Raw genomic sequence first — 21,723 nt, 5'->3', positions numbered from 1 at the left:
TAGAAGTGCGCGCCTCCCCTTGATCATGCTTCCAATATCACTTCTTTTTCTATTAACCAAGCTCGCTTTTGGCTGCGATAATGTGGCGAAGCCTGTTGTCGAGACAAAAGGAGTCCCACGCTCTGCGTGGAAAAAGGACCTCACCATGACTCAACGACACTTGCGTTTACTGTTGTGCTGCCTATTGGTTTTTATTGCCCCATCAACCCTAGCAGCCAGTGCGGCGTGTAAAAGCCGTTTTATTAACCCCATTACCGATATTTGTTGGGATTGTTTGTTCCCGATGACCATAGGCTCATCCACGGTCATGCCGTCCAAATATCCAGACACCAATAACCCCACAATGCCTATCTCTTATTGCCCGAAACCGCCGCCTATCTTTGTGCAAATCGGCATCAACATTGGCTATTGGGAGCCTTATGCCTTAACCGATATCACGCGCGTCCCTTATTGTATGGTGAACATGGGCGTGCAAATGTCAGGCGCCAACACTCAGCGTATCGGTGGTCGCGTGACCGCTCGTGACAGTGACAGCAGTGACGGAGGTTTTTATCACGCCCATTGGTATAAGTACCCCATCATTTATTGGCTGCAACTGATGCAATCCACCGCCTGCATGGCCACAGATGTGTTTGATGTTGCCTACATGACGGAAATTGACCCACTTTGGGACGACGATGAGTTATCCCTCATTCTCAATCCCGAAGCGTTACTGTTTGGTAACCTAGTGGCTCAGCTTGCGTGTGTGCCCGAAGCCATGTTGACCTCCACTAACGCAGCCTTACCTATTGATGCGTTATTTTGGTGTTTAGGCTCACAGGGCAGTGCCTATCCGCTTACTGGCACCACCAACTATCGAGACACGCCCATCCAGGCGGCGACACTCTTGATGCAAAAGCTTAACTACAAACTGCATCGACAAGGGATCATCTGGGAGACGCGCGGCGAAGATGGCGCGATTTGTTATCAATATCCCGATCCTATTTTGCCAAAATCTCGTTATCGGTATCAAATGTCGGGGCCTATTCCCGATGCCGCCTGGTGTCACCCGTACACCACCACGACCACGCTCTGGGAAGCCGGCCATGACAATCCGGTCACAGGGGATAACTTTGGTTTTGTACAATGGCGAAAGCGCAACTGTGTCTTTTTATAAGGTGACGCGATGATGCCCATTCCTATCCACAAAAATGAGACTGACCTATTCATTACCAGTCACCCTGACTCCCTTACCGATTTTTTAAAAACAGACCTCGCCAACAACAAGCACATTTACTGCTGTTTCCCGCTCTCGCAGTTTTGCTTCTCGTTTTGTCGCGCTCTCAATGCTCGTCAGGGGCAGTCAATCAGCTGCCAAAACGCTCACACCCTCTACCCACCCTTTCAGCGGCCATAATGAAGAGGTTACTATGACCATGCCATCTTTTGAGAGCACCTTTAGGCACTCTCTTGTTTTTCTGTGTTTTTTTATTGCGTTACCCACCCAGTCTTACACGGAGCAAGAGCTCAAAGCTTTTGCCAAGCTTGAGCAAAAAATGACTCAACAACCGGAGGCGGCGAAGGCGGGGGCCACTGACGACATACAAAATAAAGCCCAGGCTTATCGAGAAGAAGCGCTGACGCTCAGCCGCAACGTTCAAGACTTGGTCAAAGAAGAGACTCTTTCCCCCTTACTGGAAAGACAAAAGCCCACGCGCCACCCTGATCAAGCCCCCAAAGGGGTAATGGTGTTTGTGTCACTCACCATGCCCAAGACCGCGCTAAAACAGCTTCTGATGCAAAGTGAACACTTAGGCGTGCCACTGGTGATACGCGGTGTCTTACCCGAAGGTTTTCCGGCCACGGTCAAGCGGATCGAGGCCTTGATACGCTCACCCAATAAGGCGCCCATTCAAAGCGGCTTTTCCATCAGCCCCGATTGGTTTAAGCAATTTGATATTCACCACGTACCGGCCTTTGTTTCGGTCAAACAAAACCGCTGCTTGCCTAAGCAGCCTTGCAAAGCCAGTGACTACGACATCCTTTACGGCAACATTTCACTTTACCAAGCTCTGGATTACCTCGCTGCCGGGGATGCGCAGCAAAACATTCACCCGCTGCTGCGCACGCTCTATTCCCAATAACCCTCTCTCGCCCCAATTTTTGATGAGGTGCTCTATATGCGCATTGACCTTTGGACTGCGCTCACGCTCAGTCTTTTATCCAATATCTCGCTTGCCAGCGAACAACACACCTTTACCGAGAGCGCTCATTGGGCGAAAAAAACGGCAAACCAAGCTCTCACGCCTCATGCCCTTCCGCTCAATGTCGAGGACTATTGCAAAGACGCCACGTGTCGAAAAGAGATCCGCAGTCCAAAAGAATCCACACTGTCAGACAGTGAGATCAATGCACAAAAAGGGACAGAATTTATGACCAATGAATGGGCTCAAGACATCAACACCCATTTCAATAAAGGGCGCCCCGATGTTAAAAGCGATCCGGCGATGCGCTTCGCCTTACTTGGCCAAGAGAATGCTTTTGAAATCACTCACGGCCTCTCAAATGCCTATGTGGATTGTGATAGCGGCTCCCAGTGCCTTATCGAACACATTCCTAAACAGTGTCATCGTCCAACGAATAACAATGTGCCTTGTACAAAAGTCCCCGTTGCCACCGTGGTTACTGGCCATGTCACCTACCGCTGCCCTACGGGCTGGACAAAGCAAGGGGATAATTGCCAACGCCCTCTCTCACAATGCCGACACGATAATCACAATTACGTGAGGCAAACGGGGGGAACAAGAGTGTTTTCAGGGTCAGATACCACGTATTTCTGGGATGGGAAGGTTGTCTCTCCCAACCAAGGCTACACGCTTGGCGATTTAAAACAGGCCGACCACATTACCTGGAAAGGTAGCGAATCCTGGTATAAACGCTACCAGATTTGTCGACCCACCACACAAACGAAAAAAGCCACGCTAAGCTGCTCAAACGGGTTCACCTTATCCGGCGGGAACTGCATCAAGAACACCATGACCTGGCGAACACAATGCAGCCTGATGAACTCGTGCAATGTCACTCATCAGCAATGCATTGAAGGTCGAGCCACCCGCACCATTAATGGTATTCCGACCACGCTCGATTGCTGGAAATATCGGGTCAACCATCAGTGTGACCGACCGGATACCTGCGCAGCTCTTCCGAAAGACTGTACGACTCAAACTCAACATTGCCGCCTTAAGCAAAATGGGGTGTGCATTGAGCAAGAGGTCACAAAGAGCTGTGCTGAGAAGACATGCCGAGCCACTGACCTGCAATGTGGTGAGCACTCCTTCTGTCTTGACGGAGAGTGCTACGTGGAGGCGCCCAAACTGAACAGCCATTTTGATAAGTCCGTTGCGGCCTTAGCAGGGCTTGCCGAAGCCGTGAAAGACATCGGAGACCCACCCAAAATATTCACGGGTAAACCGATGAAGTGCAATAAGAAACTCGCGGGTTTTAACGATTGTTGTAAAGACTCAGGATGGGGGCAAGGATTGGGAGCGAAATGCAGCGAAGCGGAAGAAGCGTTGGGGAAAGCCAAAGAGAAAGGCTTAACCCTGTACGTGGGGCAATACTGCGCCAAGAAAGTGCTGGGTGTCTGCACACGTAAAAAGCGCAGTTACTGCGTTTACGACAACAAGCTAGCCAAAATCATTCAAGAGCAAGGCTCTATTCAGCAACTGGGTAAACGGTTAGGCAGTGCAAAAAATCCCACCTGCGCCGCCATTACTCCCGAAGAACTGGGTCAAATCAACTTTAAGCACATTGATTTTAAAGAGTTCTACCCAGAAATGCGAGCCAACACCAACCTCCCCAACTTTGATGAAATCAAGAAACGACTTCAAAGTGCCACGGGCGGATAACCACCTCGACTGAACCAAGGTCTATGATGATGAAAAAACACTGCTTGGTGTCATTACCCTGGCGCTGCTGACTCACCTTCACCCAGCGCCTCCGCCTCAAACTTTCACAGCTTTGCTTCACTCCCCTATAGTTGTTTTTTCATAAGAGCCTCTGCGGTATAAATATCCCTATTCATTAAACGCCCAATTTCGAAAGCTGCAGCAATACGATAGTGTGTAACTTTTTGTATTTTTCGTCCCTTTAATCCTATTTAACATACACACCTCAATGACCAGGAAGGACATCGTTATGTTTATCAAACCCTTTCAAACTTTTTTGCTCGACACCTTGACGCTTTTACGACTCATTCCAAGTGACGTGATACACATCAAACAGCTTGACCGCTATCCCGACATCACGAAAAGGCTGGATGAATATCGAGAGCTGATAGAGAACATTGAGAAGCAGACCCACTACTTTAGCAGTGAGCAAGGCATCTGGTCGAAACACCACGCTTTGCTGCACGATAAATACCTTCAATACTTACTCACGTTGCGCAATCCATCCCCACAGCAGATGCGCCACTTACGCGAAAGACCCAAGTGTTTAACCTCATAATCGCTTTATCTCACTTAACCAAGGTCTATGATGATGAATAAAACACTGCTTTGCGTCATTACCCTAACGCTGCTTGCCCACCTCCCACCCACTCTGGCTCATGAAACCCCTCTAGGGTGGCGATGGTACAACGAGCCTAAGGCAAGGCCCGACAAACCCAAACCTAAGCCGCTACCAAGCAACACGCAAACCACCGTATCAAGCCCTAAAACCTTATCGGCCACCGAACAGATGGACTGGTTTCACTCCGTGCATATTGAGGCGCAAAACGACGCCGCCCTTCATCCCAAAGATAAAGACAAGCTCGCGAAATTTTTAGCGTTAAATCATTTTATCACGGACCAAACCGACCAATTGGGCATGACCTTTAAAGCGCTGCTGCTCGAAAGACCGGAGTTTTCTTACACCAAAGACCATCCGACCGAGCAAGCAGCAAGACAGGTGTATTTAGAGTTAGAGGAGAAAAAGAAAACCGCGGCGGTTGAAAATATGAAGCAAGACGGATGGGGCTTTTTCTTTGTCTATGACGGGGAAGATACACTGAGCCAGCAACTCGCCCCATCCATTCAAGCGTTTGCTGACCGATACCATTTTGAGCTCCTTGGGATCAGTAATGACGGAACCTTCATCACTCACCTCAAAGAAAACCGCCACAATCAAGGCAAAGTCTCGGTGCCTTTTACGCCCGCCTTAATTTTGGTGCAGCCAAGCACTGGAGAGATGAAGCCACTGGCGTACGGCTGGATAAGCCAAAATGATTTAATTGGACGCTTTTACAACGTCGCCACCAATTTTGAGCAATCGGATTTTTAAAGCAACTTCGTCCATGCCGCTCTCTTAAAGGATGTTCACTCTCTTTTATTTCTTCCTAAAACGTCAGGAGGCGCTATGCCATTTTTTCGTACCCTTGTGCTGGCTTTTTTGATTCATGCAACCACCGCACATGCTGCTATGCAAAACCAATATGCCCTGGTGTTCTTTTTTGAAAGCACCTGCCCGTACTGCCATAAGACAGCTCCTAAAATCACTCGCCTTGGCGAACGATTTCAATTACCGGTTTACGCCTTCTCTGTTGATGGTCCAGGCATTCTAGGGTTTGAGGTCCCTATTCCTGTCACACCAGAGATAGGCAAAACCTTTTTTCCAGGCCAGAGGAAAACGGTCATGCCTGCGACCTTTTTAATGAACGTCAACAGCCGTAAATTCTCACGTCTGAGCATTGGAGACGTCCCAGAAAGCACGCTGGCTCATAGCATTCAGAACGCCCTTAACGATCCGCGTGTGCAGGAGGCGCTGCAATGAAGCGATCACTTTTCCACCACTTATCCACCGTTTCGGTGCATAAGCGAGTTATTCCTTTCGTTCTTATCAGCTTATCAAGCGCTAGCCACGCCGACACCAACCACTCACTGGCGCGTTTTTTTGATAACTCAGGGTATAACGCCAACGTCTCAAACCCAACGGCTTACCAAGGGCAGTCGGCCAACTACTACACCGGTGGCAGTTTGTTTGTGCGTAATCAAATTGTCGATGCACAATTGGTCAGCGTCACGGTCCCTTCAATCAGTACGGGATGCTCTGGCATTGATATGTTTATGGGAGGATTTTCACACATCAGCTCAGACCAACTGGTGAAACTGGGCAAAGCGATTATTCATAATGCTCCTCCTTTTATTGTCAATTTAGCCCTGCAAACCTGGGCGCCGCAGCTCAAACAAAACCTGGATAATCTCCAAGCCAGGCTCGACAAATATCTCAATCAATCGGTGAACTCTTGTGAAGCCGCGCAAGCGTCCATCGGTGGACTGGCCGCCTTTGCTTTGCCCGCCACCAAAAAGCACGTCTGCGCGGCCCTCGGCACACAAAACAATGCCTTCTCGGATTGGGTGCAAGGTCAGCAGGAATGTGGCGCAGGAGGCAAAGCGGCCGGTCAATTAGCGAACGCCAAAAAGGATCCAGCGCTAAAAGATATGACCCAAACCCATCACAACGTGGTCTGGTCTGCGATCATGAATAACGCTTTTTTGTCCTCCGACAAAAATCTAGCGCAATTTATGATGAGCTTGTCAGGCACTTACGTGTACGACAAAGACGGCAACCCGCGTTACTACCCTAGCCTTTTGACCGACAACAACAATCTGGTCAATGTCTTGCTCGAAGGGGGCAAGTCTGACGTTTATCAGTGTCGCAAAACAGCCCCTGATGCGTGCATTACCATTACCAAGCGCAATAACCTCTCCATCACTCAAGCCAACGGGATTCAAAACCAGATACGCAAACAACTGGACTCGATACTGCAAAAGATAGCCACCGACCAAAGACTCACGCGTCAACAAGAGGGCTTTCTGGAGCTGATTCAAACGCCGGTACTCAAGTTCTTTATTGACGACTTATCCGCCAAGCAACCCCCCGATACCAGCAACTACTCGCGAATGATAGCGGTGGAGCTGCTTAATCAGTACCTCGTGAGCATGTTAAATGTTGCCAGCCAATCCTTAGCCAACACCAACAACAGCCAGGATGACATCGCCCTCATCACTCGTGATATCGATAACGCCAAACGCTTTACCGCGGGGCTTGCCGATAAAGCCATTGAAGCGCTCAACAAACGCAATCAACTGATTGATTCGCAGAGAAAAACCGCGCTGCAAAGCACAAATGAAATCAGCACGACCACCAAACCTGCGCAAGCTTATGGGAACTGACCTATGATACTCGAATATTACACTTACACTTCCGGCGAAGTGGTCAACAAAGCCTTTAATGCGCTGGCCACTTTTTTTAGAACCAATACCTTTGGGGATTACTTACAGATGTGCATGATGCTGGGGCTTGTTACCAGTTTGTTTATCTTCATGCTGTCACGGAATCCCAAAGACCTCATCAAATGGATGGTGGTGTTCTTTGCTGTGCCCCTGTTTCTAATCAATATGAAAGCCGACATGCTTATCATCGATAAGACGCAACCGGGTAAGGCTTACAAGGTGGATAATGTCCCTTACCTCGTGGCCGTGCCTACTTACTTTTTCTCTTCTATCATGGTGGGGATGGCCGAAGGCGTGGAAGGCATTTTCACCACCTCTGACGATGAGCGTTATGGTCGGACTGGGATGCTGTTTGGCTCTGAGCTTTATCAGCTCTCAAGACAATCCAGAATCAATGAGTTGGCGCTACAAAAGCTCTGGCGAGACTACTTTCATAACTGCATGATTGGGGATGTGAGAATCAACGGGAAATACACCTGGGATGAACTCTTTGCCGCGCCTGATATTTTTGCCTTTCTAGACGGCGTTAGGCAAAGCCCACTGCGCGCCCTTTTTCTTGATGAAGGGGGCGGTCAAAGCACCTACAAGCGGTGCGAAGAAGCCTACCCACTCATCAAGCAGCGCTTTAATGATGCCGCAGATAAAAACATGAGTTTGTTAGCGCATCAACTGCTTGGCAAAGACGCGGACCGTTATAAACCCCAAGTGGTGCAATCGTTGCAGCGCAGCTACAACAAATTTTTTGCCATCAGTACCAGCGCGTCCAACACCATCAAACAAAATATGTTGATGAACGAGCTGCGCTATAACCTTGATAGCCTAGACCCAACGCAAGCCGCGCTCAATTACGCCTATACCACCAACAAACTGCAAACCACTTCGATGTGGGCGTCATTAGGCTTGATGGCAAGAGAATACTTGCCGATGCTCCATACCATGATGTTTATGCTTTTTGCTTGCCTAGGCTTCTTTGTTGCCGGGGCGGCAGTCATTCCTGGCTTAACCATGATGGTGCTCAAAAACTATTTTGGGACGTTTGCCTTTTTGGCCACCTGGCCAGCCTTGTTTACCATCATCAACGGCTTTCAGCTTTGGGGGCTGGAGTCTCTGTCTACGGATGTCTCGGGGAAGTTCGGAGGGCTGGTGCTCTCCAACGCGAATACCGCGGATGAGCTTCACAGTCGCTTTGCTTGGATGACCGGTATCTTGATGATAGGCGTCCCTATGATAGCCAAAGGGATTTTAAAAGGCGGTCAAGAAGTCATGTCGAGCATGAACTATCAGCTATCGAGCATGATTAACTCGACCAATGCTAGAGCCAGTGCTGCTGCTTCCACGGGTAATCTGGATTTTGGCAGTATGCAGATTGACAACCACAGCATGAACAACACGCATGCCAATAAGTTTGATACAAATACCCTAACCAACCAGGGCCACACCTACACCCAAAACCCAGACGGCTCGGTGACCACACAACACGGAGATGGGCGCACCACCTACGACAGCTCACAAACCACCAGTCGCGGTAACCTCAGCGCCAACACGCAAAGTATGCTGCAAGAGAGTGTGGCGAATGCCCGTAGTCACACAGCGCAAAACCTAGAGCAAAATAGCACCCAACTGGGTCAAACTATCCAAGGAGGCGCTGCGCTGAGCGACCGCTGGCATGATAGTGTGAGTAAAAACCTGGCTTACGGTGAAGGCAATACCAGTGGCTTTAATACTCAAGTCAGCGAAGGCATGAACGACATGCAAACAGCGGTTGACAGCGTGATTCAACAAACGGGTTGGACGAAAGACCAATCAAAAGCTTACCTGCAAAGTGTCTATGGCGGCTTCGAGGGCGGCCTAGGAACAGGTAAAGGCAAAGGGGCATCGCCCTTCAATTTAGGGGTCAGTGGTGGTGTGAAATGGTCTGATGATGAACGTACGGCTTACAGCAAGATGAATACCGAGCAAAAGCAGCAGCTTGAGCAAGCCACGAAACAATACACCGAAGGGGCCAATGCCGTGACCAGTGCCGGTATGCAGGTGGATAATAAAGACACCCGAACGTCGGTTGAGCAGTTTGCGCATGATTTTGCGATTAACGCCAGCAACACCAAGTCTCTTGGTGCTAGCGTGATGCAAAGCCAATCGGACTTGAATGCCCTATCGAATACTCAAACCCGCCTAGACTCTGGCAGTGCCAGCTTTACAGCCAACGCGATTCAAGGCTTCCAGAATTACTTGGAAACGACAGCTAAATTAGACCAACCAGACGTCCAACGCCTGATGACCGCCCATCAACCGGAAGACATTGCCGAGGCGAAAGAACGCTGGCAAAAGTTCACACGCACTGAAGCGTTCGCCTCCATGGCAGGGTTAGATGGTGACGCGGCAAAAATTGTAGGCAAGATGAACCAAGCGCACCAAGCCACCACACCGACAGGGCCACTTACCCTCTCACCGGAGCAAAACAACACGATGGAGAAAGAATGGGGGAGTACCGTCGATACCGTGGCTGCTACCCGCACGGCTATGCTGCACAACAATGAAACGGGCGGACTGTTTAATCAAGAGCGCTTTGATGGTGTCACCGATGAAGTGAGGTATCAACAAGAGGAGGCGCAGAAACCCATCAGCAAACCTGAGCCGATGATTAAACTGACCATCGCGTCGCAAGTCGAAGAGGAGGTCACTCCACCCGAAAGGACGGAATACGTCACCTCCGACCAAGCCTATCCATCAGCGCCAATATACACAAAAAAACCGAAAGCATAATATTGAGCTCGGTGCATAAAATAGAACTTTATGCACCACCTAGGTGCTGGTATTATGAACAGGGTTCTAAAGGGAGAGTGACCATGAAAACTGTCTTACCATTACTGCTACTTACCTGTGCGAGCGTGCAAGCTCAACCCCGCTCTCCTGAGCTCACTCAACTGCTGAGCGAGATACATGAGCAGTACAATAGCCCCACACTGATGAACATAGATAAGAAAGATATGGCAGACATCACCAAACTGCCCTACTTCTTGCAGCACATAGATGAAACGGACACCGTAGAGTCCATACGCTTAAACGCCTACTTGCAAGGTTTGCATACGGCGTATTTTGACAATGCCTATAATCAAAAACGCCTAGGTGGTGGAAGCTGGTTCTGTATGCGCGACACCATGGCACTCGACCCAAGGCGTCACCCTGAGTTTATTGTAGAGCTCATCTGGAAGGTGTTAGATAAAACGGCAAAAATCGATCCAGAAGGTTTTAGACAAGGAAATTATGCAGCAGCTTTTAGTGTAGACACGGCAACTGTCATTAACTACGGCTTACAAACCGAATACCCTTGCTACAGCCCTATCCCAAAAGCCTTACAAATTAACGGCTGGAAATATTAATCTCGGCATAAGGTATCCATCGAGAGTGAAGGTTATTCCAGGTCAAAAGCCAGTACGAGAGAATAGGAACGGGTTAAATATCTCTATTCTAGACTGGGTATTCTTTGGCCGCTGTTTGGGCGCCAAAACGTTTCTTTCAACCCAATAAAGTGTCCTCTTAAAATGGCAGCGCTCGCATCGGTACGCTGCCATTTCTAGAACGAAATTGCCCCATTATTGCTTTCACCAAAACGACGGCGCTATCTGCTGGATTAATTTTGACCTAATATAACTAATCTGACACTAAAACTCACAAAGTACGTAAAAATGGGTGTCAGAGTGCAGTTCTTGACTCAAATGAACTCGCTGATTTTTACCCTTTAAATTGCTCTGAAAGCATCGCAAACTTTCCAAGCGTTATGGAAGTGGAATCACCTTTAAAAGTGCCCCAAATCTTCGCTAAGAGCCTTTGAGGTGCTCTGAGGGCTGTTTTTGATAGTAAACTTGCGAATTTACCACTCATGATTTTCCCCAAGGTTTTAGGTGCCTTGATGTTTACGATAAGAACAAGGGCTTAATACATTGGTCAGAACAGATCGTTAAAGTAATTAGTGTATAAAGAATGTTTAGATAACATATAAACTCCAATACAAAGAGAACATATAAATGTATCAACATGTTAAATTCCCTTCTCAAGGGGTGTCTATTTCCGCTCACCTTTACTTGCCAAAAAATAAACCACAAACACAATATCCAATCATCATTTTGTGTCACGGTTTTTGTGGTGTGAAAGAGTTACTACTTCCTGCTTATGCTGAACGATTTGCTGATCAAGGATACGCGGCGCTTACCTTTGATTACCGTGGGTTTGGAGAAAGCGAGGGGGAACCTGGTCGTTTAGTTCCTACGTTACAAATTGAAGATATCAACGCTGCAATCGAATGGGTATCTACTCAGCAAAATATTGATGCGAGCCGTATTGGACTTTGGGGGACTTCTTTTGGTGGCGCGAACTCAATTATTGCAGCAAGCCTCAACCCGAAGGTGCAATGTGTAGTAGTTCAGTTAACTTTTGCTGATGGTGAGTCCGTTATTACCGGAGAAATGAACGTAGAAGAGAAAGGAAAATTTGTTAGCACGTTAGAGCGCATGCGCGATAAGAAGGCGAAGACTGGCAAAGAGGTGATGGTGCCAATCGCTAAAGTATTAGGTGACCCTCAATCTGTAGAGTTTTTTAATCATTTTAAAGATGACTTCCCAGCTTTAAATATCAAAATCCCATTCTTAACTGTGTGGGAAACTATGAATCACAAACCACTTAACGCACTAGCGTTACTAAATAAACCCTTGCTAGTAGTGGCAGCCGGTGAAGATGGAGTGAATCCAGTTAGTGAGTCGAAAAAGTTATTCGAGCATGCTAATGAACCTAAACAGTTACATATTGAGCAAGGTGCAACCCACTATCAGGTGTACAGTGGTGAGTTCTTTGAATCTGTAGTCAAGCAAGAACTAAATTGGTTCGATAAGTATTTATAAGGTCGCCAATAGCGGCCTTATGAGTGAGGAATCTGTACTTTTAGATCAAGTCGAAGAGTTAATTTACAGGGTCGCACGCTGGGATTTTAGTTTCAGACCGTGAACTCAACAGCTGTTGATTACATTTTCCATACCCCCGTTGTGCGTAGGTGGTCGGTTTACCATAAAGGCACTTAGTGCGAACCTAACTAATATTACTTTTTGCTAGTGCGATTTTACTCATCGCACTAGTACTTCACAACAACTTTGCCATACCGCTAGTTATTCATGTTTTGCTAATGTGCTATTTCCCAAACTGATAATTGTCCAAAACCTTCACAGGCTGAATTTTTACCCGTGGCACTTGGTAACAAGTGTCGTCTACTCGACAAAACCTTCTTACGATTCCGGGTTTTCAGGTTCGGATCGGGACAAAAACGACTTTCCGAGAGCATGGCTCTGTATTGAACCACAAATCTCGAATTTTACGTGTCACTAATGGTCGGTTCGATTCATTAACTTCTAACAGAGCCCAGTGGTGGCTTTTTGCAATCTGAGTAAATTACCGCCTGTTATTCTAGAAGCGAGAATTAGAGCAACTGCCATTGATTTCTTGAGGGGTCGTGGTGGTTAGTTAATCTCTGCACCCTCGCCAGTGTACCAATAAGCTGATACATACTTATAAGCTCTCATCCGATCCAAATTCACGAGTTGTGAGCTGGTTTAATTTTTTGGTGAAATTACCTCTGTTAATCCCTAAAATCCTAGCAGCCTTAGACTGATTACCGCGCGTATGAGTTATCAACTCAGTAAACAATATTTCAAACACAGCAGGAGTCACCCAAGACATATCAGGGCTAACTGATTGTTTATCAAACCATGTCGGTTCCAGTTCTGCTCGGATAAGCTTTTTTAAATGGTCTTTGTTGATTGGGGTTAGTTGGTCATTCATATAAGTTGGAGGTCATTAAGGAACTTTATCATTCTGACAAATTTACCATGAAATCGCCTTGAAATCAGGCGACGCGGGAAAATACGAATACGATGGATCACCGCCCTGCGCAATAAGCAACGAGGACATTTTTAATAAAAGGCTCAAAGCCATTCGTTTCTAAAAACACTCGACCAATCACTTTCCGGTGATACCCACCATCAGCATAAAGCTCACCATCTTTATTACTCAGAGCCCTGCACAGCAATACCATTAGCCAACAACCGTTCAATTGTTGGCCAGCTTATCTGCATACGCAGGTAATTATCTAAAAAGTACTCCATTTCACTCTCAAGGAACCACGATGCCTAGACCTAAACGCGCGTCCGGCAACCACTTTACCCGTGGCGGACAAATTACTTTTCACTCCATTCGGATGTTCTTTCAAGTCAACAATACCTTAGTCTACGCCGCCATTTGGTCGGTGATAGCGCTCACTGGCGTTCTTACCTGGCTACGCACGCCCGATAACGCCTTTTGGTCTGTGTTCTATTATTGGCGCAATCATATCTATGCCAGCCTTGGACACGATCTTAACAGCGAAGTCACGACTTTCTGGAGCGGGAAACGCTACATTGGCACGCTCGCTTCCCAACTGGACAACACCCAACTCATCAATCTCTACGATAACGTGATACGCCAAATACAAATCAACTTTTTGATTGGCATCGGTATTGCTTTCACCATCTTAATGCTCGCCATGACTTTCTTTAAACGACAAGGCGAAAAACAAAGTGAAGATTTTCACGTCCGAGGCTTTCAATACGCAGAGCCCAAAGTGCTCACTAACGATTTAAAAAAACGGGCAAAGAAACTCAAAAAACAGGGCGTAGGAAACGGACGGATTTCTGATTTCAAAGTGGATGGGCAGGCCTTATTTAAACATGAGTTTGAAGTTCAACATATGCTCATCGACGGCACCACAGGGGCAGGTAAATCCGTCATGCTTCGTAAACTATTACGCTGGATACGTAAACGTGGAGATAAAGCCATTATTTATGATAAAGGCTGCACCTTTACCAGTAAGTTATTTGACCCTACCCAAGACACCTTACTCAATCCCTTCGATGAACGCTGCGCCAATTGGGATGTGTGGTGTGATGCGAAAGAAGCCCCTGACTTTGAAAATATAGCCAGCGCACTTATCCCGCAACATGGCGAAGGCGATCCGTTCTGGGTGGATTCCGCTCGGACTATTTTTTCGAGTGCGGCGTATCGCATGAGCCAAGATGACAAGCCCTGCTCGACCGCAAGGCTGCTCAGTCTGATACTCACGTCTGAACTTGAAACCCTGGGTAATTTCCTGCAAGGCACAGAGTCTGCATCCCTGGTCTCGAAAGACATCAAAAAGACGGCCATCTCCATTAAGTCGGTGCTCGCCACCTACATCAAGAGCCTACGATTTTTGGATGGATTGGATGACAAAGACGCGAAAGGAAAGCCCAAACGCAAACCGTTTTCTATCACCGATTGGGTGCAAGACGATAAACAAAAAGGCTTTTTGTTCTTATCCAGTAACGCGCAGCAACACGCCTCTCTGCGTCCTTTGATTTCGACTTGGCTTGCCATTGCTTCTAACGCTATCTTGGGACTCAAAGACGATGAAGATCGCCGTATCTGGGTGATTATGGATGAAATGCCAAGTCTGCATAAACTGCCTGAGCTTGACACCATCATTGCCGAAGTGCGTAAGTTTGGAGGCTGTTATGTGATTGGTCTCCAGTCTTATGCTCAGCTCGTGAAAACCTACGGCAAAAACACCGCGGACGTCATTTTTGACTTACTCAACTCCCGTTTTTACTTTCGTGCCCCCTCCGCGCAAATGGCGCAAATCTCGTCAAAAGATTTAGGTGAGCAAGAGGTGGACGTGTCAAGAGAGCACATTTCTTACGGTGCAAATGCGTTGCGTGACGGGGTATCGATTGGTCACCAAACCGTCACCCGCCCTGTTGTCTCTAGCAGTGAAATACAAGCCATGGATGATTTGCAATGTTACCTTCGCGTACCAGGAAGCAGCTTTATCACTCAACTGGATTTGCACTTTGATAAGATGCGAGATGTGACACCGGCCTTTATTAAGCGTGATTACACCCCATCGCCCGCCATGACCAAGGCGTATCAAAAAGCGATTTACTTTGAGTGTGTCGCCCCAGGTATGCTCCTCAACGAAGAAGAGCGTAACGCACTCACAGAAATCCAAGCCAAGCAATTTGAAACGCCGGAAGAGATGAAGCTGGAAACCGACCAAATCCAACAAGCACAACGAAGTGAGACAGTCAAAGCGTTAGCCAGCAAGGAGTCGGAAAAGCTCAAATCAGACAATGACCATCAAGAGCGCGCGCAACAAGAGCTTGAAGAGTCGGCGATATCTCAAGATATCGAGATGGACTCTGGAGAAATGGTAGAATAAATAGCCATTGCGCTTTAAGGAACTTAAATCCCCTCTTAAATGGTCAACTTATCAAAAACTAGGTGTCGAGGGCATTTAAACAAAGATGTTAATCACCTCAACAATGGAAAGTAATTATGAACCCTAAAACCCAATACGGACTGCAAATGAAATACCCTTACAACCAACCTATCCCTAAAGCACATCAACTGCCTGTATGGAAATACGATTAATGCGTTATCTTTTCCTACACAAAGAAAATGAATATCTTTTATTGAGTAATGAAAATGGCACATTAAAAGAGGAGGCAAGTCAACTGACGCAGCAAGGATTTACTTGTTTCCTGCACTCCCCCATCGAGGCAAAAGAGAAAGAAACCGCGAAAACGTTATACCTTAAAGAGTTATTATTTTGCGCAACCAATGGTCACATTATCGCCATTCACCAATTAACAGGACAAGAAGTGTGGAGAAATCAGCCACAAGGAAAAGAGTACCAGGCATTAGGAACCACTACGCTCTTGCTAGAAAAAGGTATGTTGATTTGCGGCTCTAACGGATGCGTATTTGCGCTATGCCCCTTTTCAGGCTCTCTTTTATGGGATAATAGTTTACCAAATCTTGGTTTTGGCACAGTGACGCTGGCAACGACACAACAAAACACAACAATTGAAACCATCGTGATTACTCAAACAAACACGACACATGGTCATCATACTAGCCACTCAATTTCTCCCTCCATCATCGAAGACAATAACCTATGATGAAAAAATACGATGCGGCCCTGACATGTTAAAACAACCTGAACCACTCTTTGTTCTCGATATGCTCGACGAACGACTGGCGACATTTCGTGCTTACTTATAGAGACGCTAAAAGGTTGATGCCCTCTACATTGCGTATGCGCTAGAGTTAGATATTCCTGTGGTGACAGATGATCAAGACATGGCTGAGTTAGCTGAAGCGTTTGAAGTGAAGTCTATTCCGACTTTAGAGTTAATGAAAATTATGCATGACAACGGTCATGCAGATATCGGCAAAATCAAAGGTATTGTTGACTATTGGATCGCAATTGGAAATTGCCCAGCTAATCTCCATCGTGAGCTTAAGAAAATTTTTCCTGAGTTATAAAAACGATCAAACTCTATTGTTCTACGATATTTAAAGACGGTCATATCGAAGCGAAAATACATCCCCTGCACGTTCCCTCTTATGGGTAAGAGCCCTGAATAAGCAGAACATTCAATGGCTTCACTTTCCAAATACGGGGCGACTGTACCCACCCCATTTTAACCTTTCTGGATAAATATTGGTTTGCTCTACCTGCTATATGCTTGCATGTAGAGGTTGAGTGAGCCCGACAAACGCAGTGCGTCAGCGGTTGTTTAATCTGCGCTCTTATCTTGATGAAATATCACGATTCAAGAGTAATGGCGAACTTGATGAGAAATTTAAGGAGGCCTTATGCCTAAGTATGACCACAATTATTTAGAGGAGGATAATGAATTCTATCCGGCTCCCTCTTTTCCAATGACCCTTAAGATGAAAGACGAATTCAAAGCATTTCTTTTTGACTGTTCTAAAGAGGAACTTGTCGAACATGTTCATCAGTTTTTGAGCATAGAAAATGACATCGTTAAACAATTACAAGACTGGTCGACTCTAAGTGATTGTCGGAACTTAGCTAACCGCATGAAAATTGACCACAACTTTAACTCGCCGAACCTTCAAGAGTGGGTGAAGTTTCTCATTCAGATAGCAACAAAGGCAGAGAGGATGCTCTCGATTGATAAGAAAGCAATGAGTAGCCTTGCCAGCAATGACCCAGGTGCATACGCACAAGCTCTTCTGTTTAGAAGAGCGTTTTGCTTTGATAGATACTCTGTCGGAGATTTTACGAAAAATCACCTTCGTGATGAGTTATCTTTTAGTGCCTCAGATCATGCTCTTTGGCTGTTGTATGTTGAGCGGTTCCCTGACAACCCATTACCTCAAAAGATAGAGCGAGTGACAGCAGCACCGCCCACGCATCCATTGGAATAAATCTCATTCATTTAGTAGATAATGAGCTAAGTTATCACTGCTACTGTTGGACTGGAAAAACCAGTGTAAAACTTGTTTAGCACGAGTAATTGCAACATATGCAAGTCGATGACCCTCATCTACTTGCATCTCATAGTAAGTAGATGAGATATCAGGGGATTGATAATATAGTCCTTCACGGATAGGGTTTGTTTTGGAGGGGGGAATGTTGCCTAACACGATGACACAGTCCCCCTCAAGCCCCTTACTAGCATGAATAGTTAGAGACTTGATTACCTTAATTTTGTCAGCATTTTTCTTAATTAAGTCGTTCCATTTCAAAGATTTTTTTGAATATTTGTTATTGAAAGATCTATATAAAATGTAAATCGGCTTATCTTTCGTAGGTTTTCTTTTCTCCAACTCTTTTTCAAGAGTGATAGCAGCAAGTTCGTAGTCGATGTATGAGTATAGATCCGAATAAAATCTTTCTTCGTAGGCTGGATAAATATGACATCCAGGATCAACATGTCTTTCTTCATTTGCACAAACTTTATAACTTTTTGAGGACTTATTTCTGACTTTATCAGCGCAAGTTTGTCCTTTGGTCAGTATTGTTGAGTGGCTTCGATGGTTTGCCTCTAGTGATATGCTTTCATGAGTATGGTCTGTTGTGAAATAGCGCTCAAAATGCGTAATGTACAGCGCAGAGCTCCCTCTCCAACCATAAATTGATTGAAGGTCATCCCCAATACAAATGAGCGAACCGCCCGGTCTTGTTTGATTAGAAGAAAGGTGTCTCTTTATTTGCCTAAAAAATCCAATAATATTGGGTGATATGTCTTTAAACTCATCTATTAGTAAATGGTTGTATTTCAGTAGCCGTTGAGTGTCGTGGCTATTGTATGCAGGATGATTAGGGTCAGAGAAGTCATAAAAAACATCATTAAAAGTTGTGTATCCACTCATGTTCAATTTCTTTTTCCAGTTTCTATGGAATGACCAAGCTAGCCATAGAAACTGAGAGTCGATAGCGTTGCAGTTTGAGTGTCCACATAAGTTATCAATGCCCTATTTTGTAAAGGTATAGAGGGGCACCCCAATGGAGTAAGAAAAGTCGATAATACTTTCAAACTGCTTATGTATCAGATTGCTCCCACTTCGAGTCGTTGAAATGAAATCGCCCTGACAGCAAAAATTAAAACTAGGAACGCACCATTTTTCATCCACCGCCTTTCGCATGAGCCAGGACAATAAACCCGCGACGACCGCACGCCTATTGAGTTTAATTTTGACCAGTGAGCTTGAAGCGTTAGGTAATTTTCTGGAAGGCACCGAGGCCGCCGCCCTGGCATCGAAGACATCAAGAAAATCGCGATTTCCATCAAATCGGTATTGGCCACCTACATGAAAAGCATGCGTCACTGCGACCGCTCATCTCCATGTGGTTGGCTATCGCGTCCGCGGGCTCTTTATCACTGTATAGTTTGAAGCGCATCGTGGTTTTTTTGTTAAAAAACGCCCCAACACTCCTCACTACCTCGTACTCACCTCTGCAGGATTCGCTTTACTCCTGAGCATCAGCATGGAGTACTCGTTATTTGGTTTATTGAATTCGATAGGCCTGACTTTCATTTACTTAGCACCCATCGTGTTAAAAAGTGCACTGACTCAATCTTAGTAATGACTAGATATTTAGTTATAGTGCACCATAAGCGCACGTAAGGCCTATCATTGATGAGATTCATTAAAGGAAAATCGATGAAAAGCGTAACGCCCCATGGAGACTACACCCTAGAGCCTCATCATCTCGAATAATCACTCAACCACTCTTCCAAGCCTTGCCATTGCAAGGCTTTTTTACGTTCATTCATCAAGGAATTACCATGTCAAATAAGACCCTCTTTAATTCTGACCATCTACCGATATTAAAGAAACAATTACACACTATATTCGATCAACTTACCTTCGCTGAAATCATTCAGGGCAACGCCCCCGAAAAAAACACATGGTTATCGATTTGCGCTCAAGCGGTAGGTTATGGCGACTGGGACGACTTAAAAGCGCAAGCAGTCACGCACCACGAGCCAACCCACAACATTCTATTTAACCAAGCATCCATCATTCCTTTCATCCAAAGTGTCAGAGTCAGCTTGGGGGAGCACATCGACAATATTGAAGGCTTTACCCATGTCATACTAAGAAACTTAACGTCCGAAGAGTTAAACGCCATGAATGGCAATGAAGAAGAACTTCCACCACTACCCAAAGCGCCAACGTCCTATACGTTAGAATTAGGCCCGAATACGGCCTATGCCCGCGACCTTTTAGATTGGCTGTGGCCAAGAACAAAAAATTACCAAGTGGACCCTATCAACACTCAGTATCTAGCGCACATGAAAGAAAAGCGAATGAGCTTGAGCAAGTCTCAAGCAAAAGAGCGCGCTTTGGATGTTTACCCACACTCTGGCATGCTAATCAGAGACATATTAGAGCAACTGATTTCAGACGAGTACCTAGAACTCAACGATGATCAAAGGTGCGTAACTTTTACTCGCAAAGGTCTTAATTATCTCAACGGAAAAATGACCAACGAATATGACGACCAATGGAAAGAATGGTTTAAGGCATTTGCAGCGCATCTCAAAAAAATCCCATACCGATACATCAAGATAGATTGGACACCCTATATCGATTTATATGCCCGGGGCATGTCACCCATTGAGGCGGCAAAAAGTCTTGAATGGTCAGAATGCTACACTCAAGCACACTCAGAGATCCAATCGGCCATTAAACACCAACTCGACATCCATTTGCCTCAATACCCCAAGGAGCGATACCTTCAATTTACGCCTAGAATATTTCTGACACCTGAGCTGACCAGCAACAAGGTAACAGACATTCATTTTGAGTTTATAGGCCCCGACTGGGCGAAACCAAACGGCAATCTAAAAACAAAGCGCTTTTGGCCAAACAAACGCTACGTGTCTGTTCATTTAGAGACCTCGCCGAAAAGTCGAGGTTGGTATGCCGTCATTCCCGATGAGGTTGATTGTTTTCAAGTAAGCTACAAATGGACAAGCCAGTCCCATTCTTTTGCAAGCGTCACCCACCATATGACTTACCAGTTAGAGCCAAATATAGAGTGTGCTCAAGATTGGCTGTATGGCAATGAGTGCATGAAGCATTCTGATTCTTCGAAACTAGCGATGGCCGCCGATGAATATAGCTTTAACCGTCTAGAATGCTTAACTCATGGCAAGCATTTAACCAATGAAGAAATCATAGCGTTAGACCGATTTAAAGCGGGCATTACATCCATTCACATTGATGAAAATGGCGTCATCATTCACGAAGAACGAACGTTAACCGCTAGCAATTCCTTTGCTTGTGTTGGGATCATTTTGTAACCACACCTCTTTTAATTCCACTTCCCCCTTAACCTCCACTCACCGCTCAGCTTTGCTGCTAGCGGCAATTTGCGTTACATAAGGAAATACCACCATGTCAATCAAAGACAAAATCAAGCCGAACTTTTTCAAGTTAATCCGTACCACAAAGCCATCACCCCCCAAAAAATACCCTCAATCAAATTTGCTCCAGCCCCCAAATTTTGAGGCAAGCAGATATTTAAATGCGGTTATCGTAAACACCCCATCCTACCTATTTCGTCTTTTCAAAAAAGCAGGGGATGGATATACACACAACAACATGATTTTTCCCAGTGAGGCAGAAACGGTTTTAAAACTGACGTCCTATTATTGCGCTTTGCGCCATGTACCCCTTCACCTCGTGAATATGAGACGACCGCGCCATTTCAATAAACAGCAAAAAGAGAGCATCTTTTCAAAAACCAAGGCGCATGAGCGCTATGAAATGCTCTCCGACCACATCGAAAAGATTGACGATATTTTTAATAGTCACATGGCTTACAGTGACGCAGCATTTGACATCCTTGACTATATCACCCGACACCCTATGTACGAGGCAAGGCAGAATATTCTCATTATTCAACACTACAACAATGATCAATGCCCCGAATGGTTTTATGAGCTCATTGACGATGTCTCATCATTAAATCGATTTTGCTACGGCAGTGTTTTATTTATCGACTCAAGCTTTGAGCCATAAACCAACAAATTAGTCCACACAGTTTTTACTTCTACTTTCCCTTTAACCTCCACTCACCGCTCAGTTT

Annotated in this window: 18 protein-coding genes and 1 pseudogene; 17 read left to right on the top strand and 2 right to left on the bottom strand. The window is 45.9% G+C overall.

The genetic code is table 11. The annotated features are described in order from the left end of the window. Positions 1 to 145 precede the first annotated feature (145 nt). From traU to uilS, 10 genes are all read left to right on the top strand, one after another. Positions 146 to 1,156 (top strand): conjugal transfer pilus assembly protein TraU, encoded by a 1,011-nt coding sequence (gene traU / locus OC193_RS25525; protein ID WP_048666356.1) that lies wholly within the window; start codon positions 146 to 148, stop codon positions 1,154 to 1,156. 253 nt (positions 1,157 to 1,409) lie between these two features. Further along, complete coding sequence (trbC, locus tag OC193_RS25520) at positions 1,410 to 2,123, top strand: type-F conjugative transfer system pilin assembly protein TrbC (protein WP_048667239.1); 714 nt, start codon at positions 1,410 to 1,412, stop codon at positions 2,121 to 2,123. A gap of 36 nt (positions 2,124 to 2,159) precedes the next feature. Further along, positions 2,160 to 3,887, top strand: a complete 1,728-nt coding sequence (traN, locus tag OC193_RS25515) for a type-F conjugative transfer system mating-pair stabilization protein TraN (RefSeq protein WP_055318725.1) — start codon at positions 2,160 to 2,162, stop codon at positions 3,885 to 3,887. Between the two features lie 289 nt (positions 3,888 to 4,176). Further along, a complete protein-coding gene (locus tag OC193_RS25510) occupies positions 4,177 to 4,485 on the top strand; it encodes a hypothetical protein (RefSeq protein ID WP_048661585.1) in 309 nt (102 codons plus the stop codon). Positions 4,486 to 4,512: 27 nt separating this feature from the next. Next, positions 4,513 to 5,298 carry a type-F conjugative transfer system pilin assembly protein TraF gene (gene traF / locus OC193_RS25505; RefSeq protein ID WP_080967743.1) on the top strand — a complete coding sequence of 262 codons (786 nt, stop codon included), beginning with the start codon at positions 4,513 to 4,515 and terminating at the stop codon, positions 5,296 to 5,298. Between the two features lie 75 nt (positions 5,299 to 5,373). Further along, positions 5,374 to 5,787, top strand: coding sequence for a type-F conjugative transfer system pilin assembly thiol-disulfide isomerase TrbB (gene trbB, locus OC193_RS25500; protein WP_048661583.1), 414 nt, complete (start codon positions 5,374 to 5,376; stop codon positions 5,785 to 5,787). Continuing rightward, positions 5,784 to 7,190 (top strand): conjugal transfer protein TraH, encoded by a 1,407-nt coding sequence (locus tag OC193_RS25495; RefSeq protein WP_048661582.1) that lies wholly within the window; start codon positions 5,784 to 5,786, stop codon positions 7,188 to 7,190. Before trbB ends, OC193_RS25495 begins: the two co-directional genes overlap by 4 nt. A 3-nt stretch (positions 7,191 to 7,193) precedes the next feature. Next, on the top strand, positions 7,194 to 10,013 hold the full coding sequence (gene traG, locus OC193_RS25490; RefSeq protein WP_055318726.1) for a conjugal transfer mating-pair stabilization protein TraG: 2,820 nt from the start codon (positions 7,194 to 7,196) through the stop codon (positions 10,011 to 10,013). Positions 10,014 to 10,096: 83 nt separating this feature from the next. After that, entirely contained in the window at positions 10,097 to 10,630 is a 534-nt protein-coding gene (locus OC193_RS25485; RefSeq protein WP_055318727.1) for a hypothetical protein, read from the top strand. A gap of 645 nt (positions 10,631 to 11,275) precedes the next feature. Continuing rightward, a complete protein-coding gene (gene uilS / locus OC193_RS25480) occupies positions 11,276 to 12,145 on the top strand; it encodes a UilS family quorum-quenching N-acyl-homoserine lactonase (RefSeq protein WP_053083666.1) in 870 nt (289 codons plus the stop codon). Positions 12,146 to 12,803: 658 nt separating this feature from the next. Here the strand turns inward: uilS and OC193_RS25475 are convergent. Then, positions 12,804 to 13,076: a helix-turn-helix domain-containing protein gene (locus OC193_RS25475; protein ID WP_048661586.1), complete on the bottom strand. Its 273-nt coding sequence runs from the start codon at positions 13,074 to 13,076 to the stop codon at positions 12,804 to 12,806. Positions 13,077 to 13,419: 343 nt separating this feature from the next. On the opposite strand from OC193_RS25475, the gene traD reads away from it, so the two are divergent. The 4 genes from traD (at position 13,420) to OC193_RS25455 (ending at position 17,546) form a co-directional block, all read left to right on the top strand. Beyond that, on the top strand, positions 13,420 to 15,525 hold the full coding sequence (traD, locus tag OC193_RS25470) for a type IV conjugative transfer system coupling protein TraD (protein ID WP_261978817.1): 2,106 nt from the start codon (positions 13,420 to 13,422) through the stop codon (positions 15,523 to 15,525). A 211-nt stretch (positions 15,526 to 15,736) separates the two neighbouring features. Beyond that, positions 15,737 to 16,267, top strand: a complete 531-nt coding sequence (locus tag OC193_RS25465; protein ID WP_048660755.1) for a hypothetical protein — start codon at positions 15,737 to 15,739, stop codon at positions 16,265 to 16,267. Between the two features lie 181 nt (positions 16,268 to 16,448). Beyond that, the gene (locus tag OC193_RS25460) at positions 16,449 to 16,634 is read left to right on the top strand and encodes a hypothetical protein (protein ID WP_185066807.1); all 186 of its coding nucleotides are present in this window, start codon (positions 16,449 to 16,451) and stop codon (positions 16,632 to 16,634) included. Positions 16,635 to 16,967: 333 nt separating this feature from the next. Next, entirely contained in the window at positions 16,968 to 17,546 is a 579-nt protein-coding gene (locus tag OC193_RS25455; RefSeq protein WP_048660756.1) for a hypothetical protein, read from the top strand. A 3-nt stretch (positions 17,547 to 17,549) separates the two neighbouring features. On the opposite strand, the gene OC193_RS25450 is transcribed toward OC193_RS25455, so the two are convergent. Next, entirely contained in the window at positions 17,550 to 18,494 is a 945-nt protein-coding gene (locus OC193_RS25450) for a 3'-5' exonuclease (RefSeq protein WP_048660757.1), read from the bottom strand. A gap of 250 nt (positions 18,495 to 18,744) precedes the next feature. Here OC193_RS25450 and OC193_RS25445 point away from each other — a divergent pair. The 3 genes and pseudogenes from OC193_RS25445 to OC193_RS25435 form a co-directional block, all read left to right on the top strand. Further along, positions 18,745 to 18,956: pseudogene (locus tag OC193_RS25445) on the top strand (type IV secretion system DNA-binding domain-containing protein); the annotation flags it as partial. 455 nt (positions 18,957 to 19,411) lie between these two features. After that, entirely contained in the window at positions 19,412 to 20,935 is a 1,524-nt protein-coding gene (locus OC193_RS25440; RefSeq protein ID WP_048669562.1) for a hypothetical protein, read from the top strand. Between the two features lie 94 nt (positions 20,936 to 21,029). Continuing rightward, positions 21,030 to 21,656, top strand: coding sequence for a hypothetical protein (locus tag OC193_RS25435; RefSeq protein ID WP_048660765.1), 627 nt, complete (start codon positions 21,030 to 21,032; stop codon positions 21,654 to 21,656). Positions 21,657 to 21,723 lie beyond the last annotated feature (67 nt).

The organism is Vibrio crassostreae, assembly GCF_024347415.1.
Classification (GTDB): domain Bacteria; phylum Pseudomonadota; class Gammaproteobacteria; order Enterobacterales; family Vibrionaceae; genus Vibrio; species Vibrio crassostreae.
Note: the sequence above shows the minus strand (reverse complement) of the source record. Positions and strands in the feature narration are given on the sequence as shown.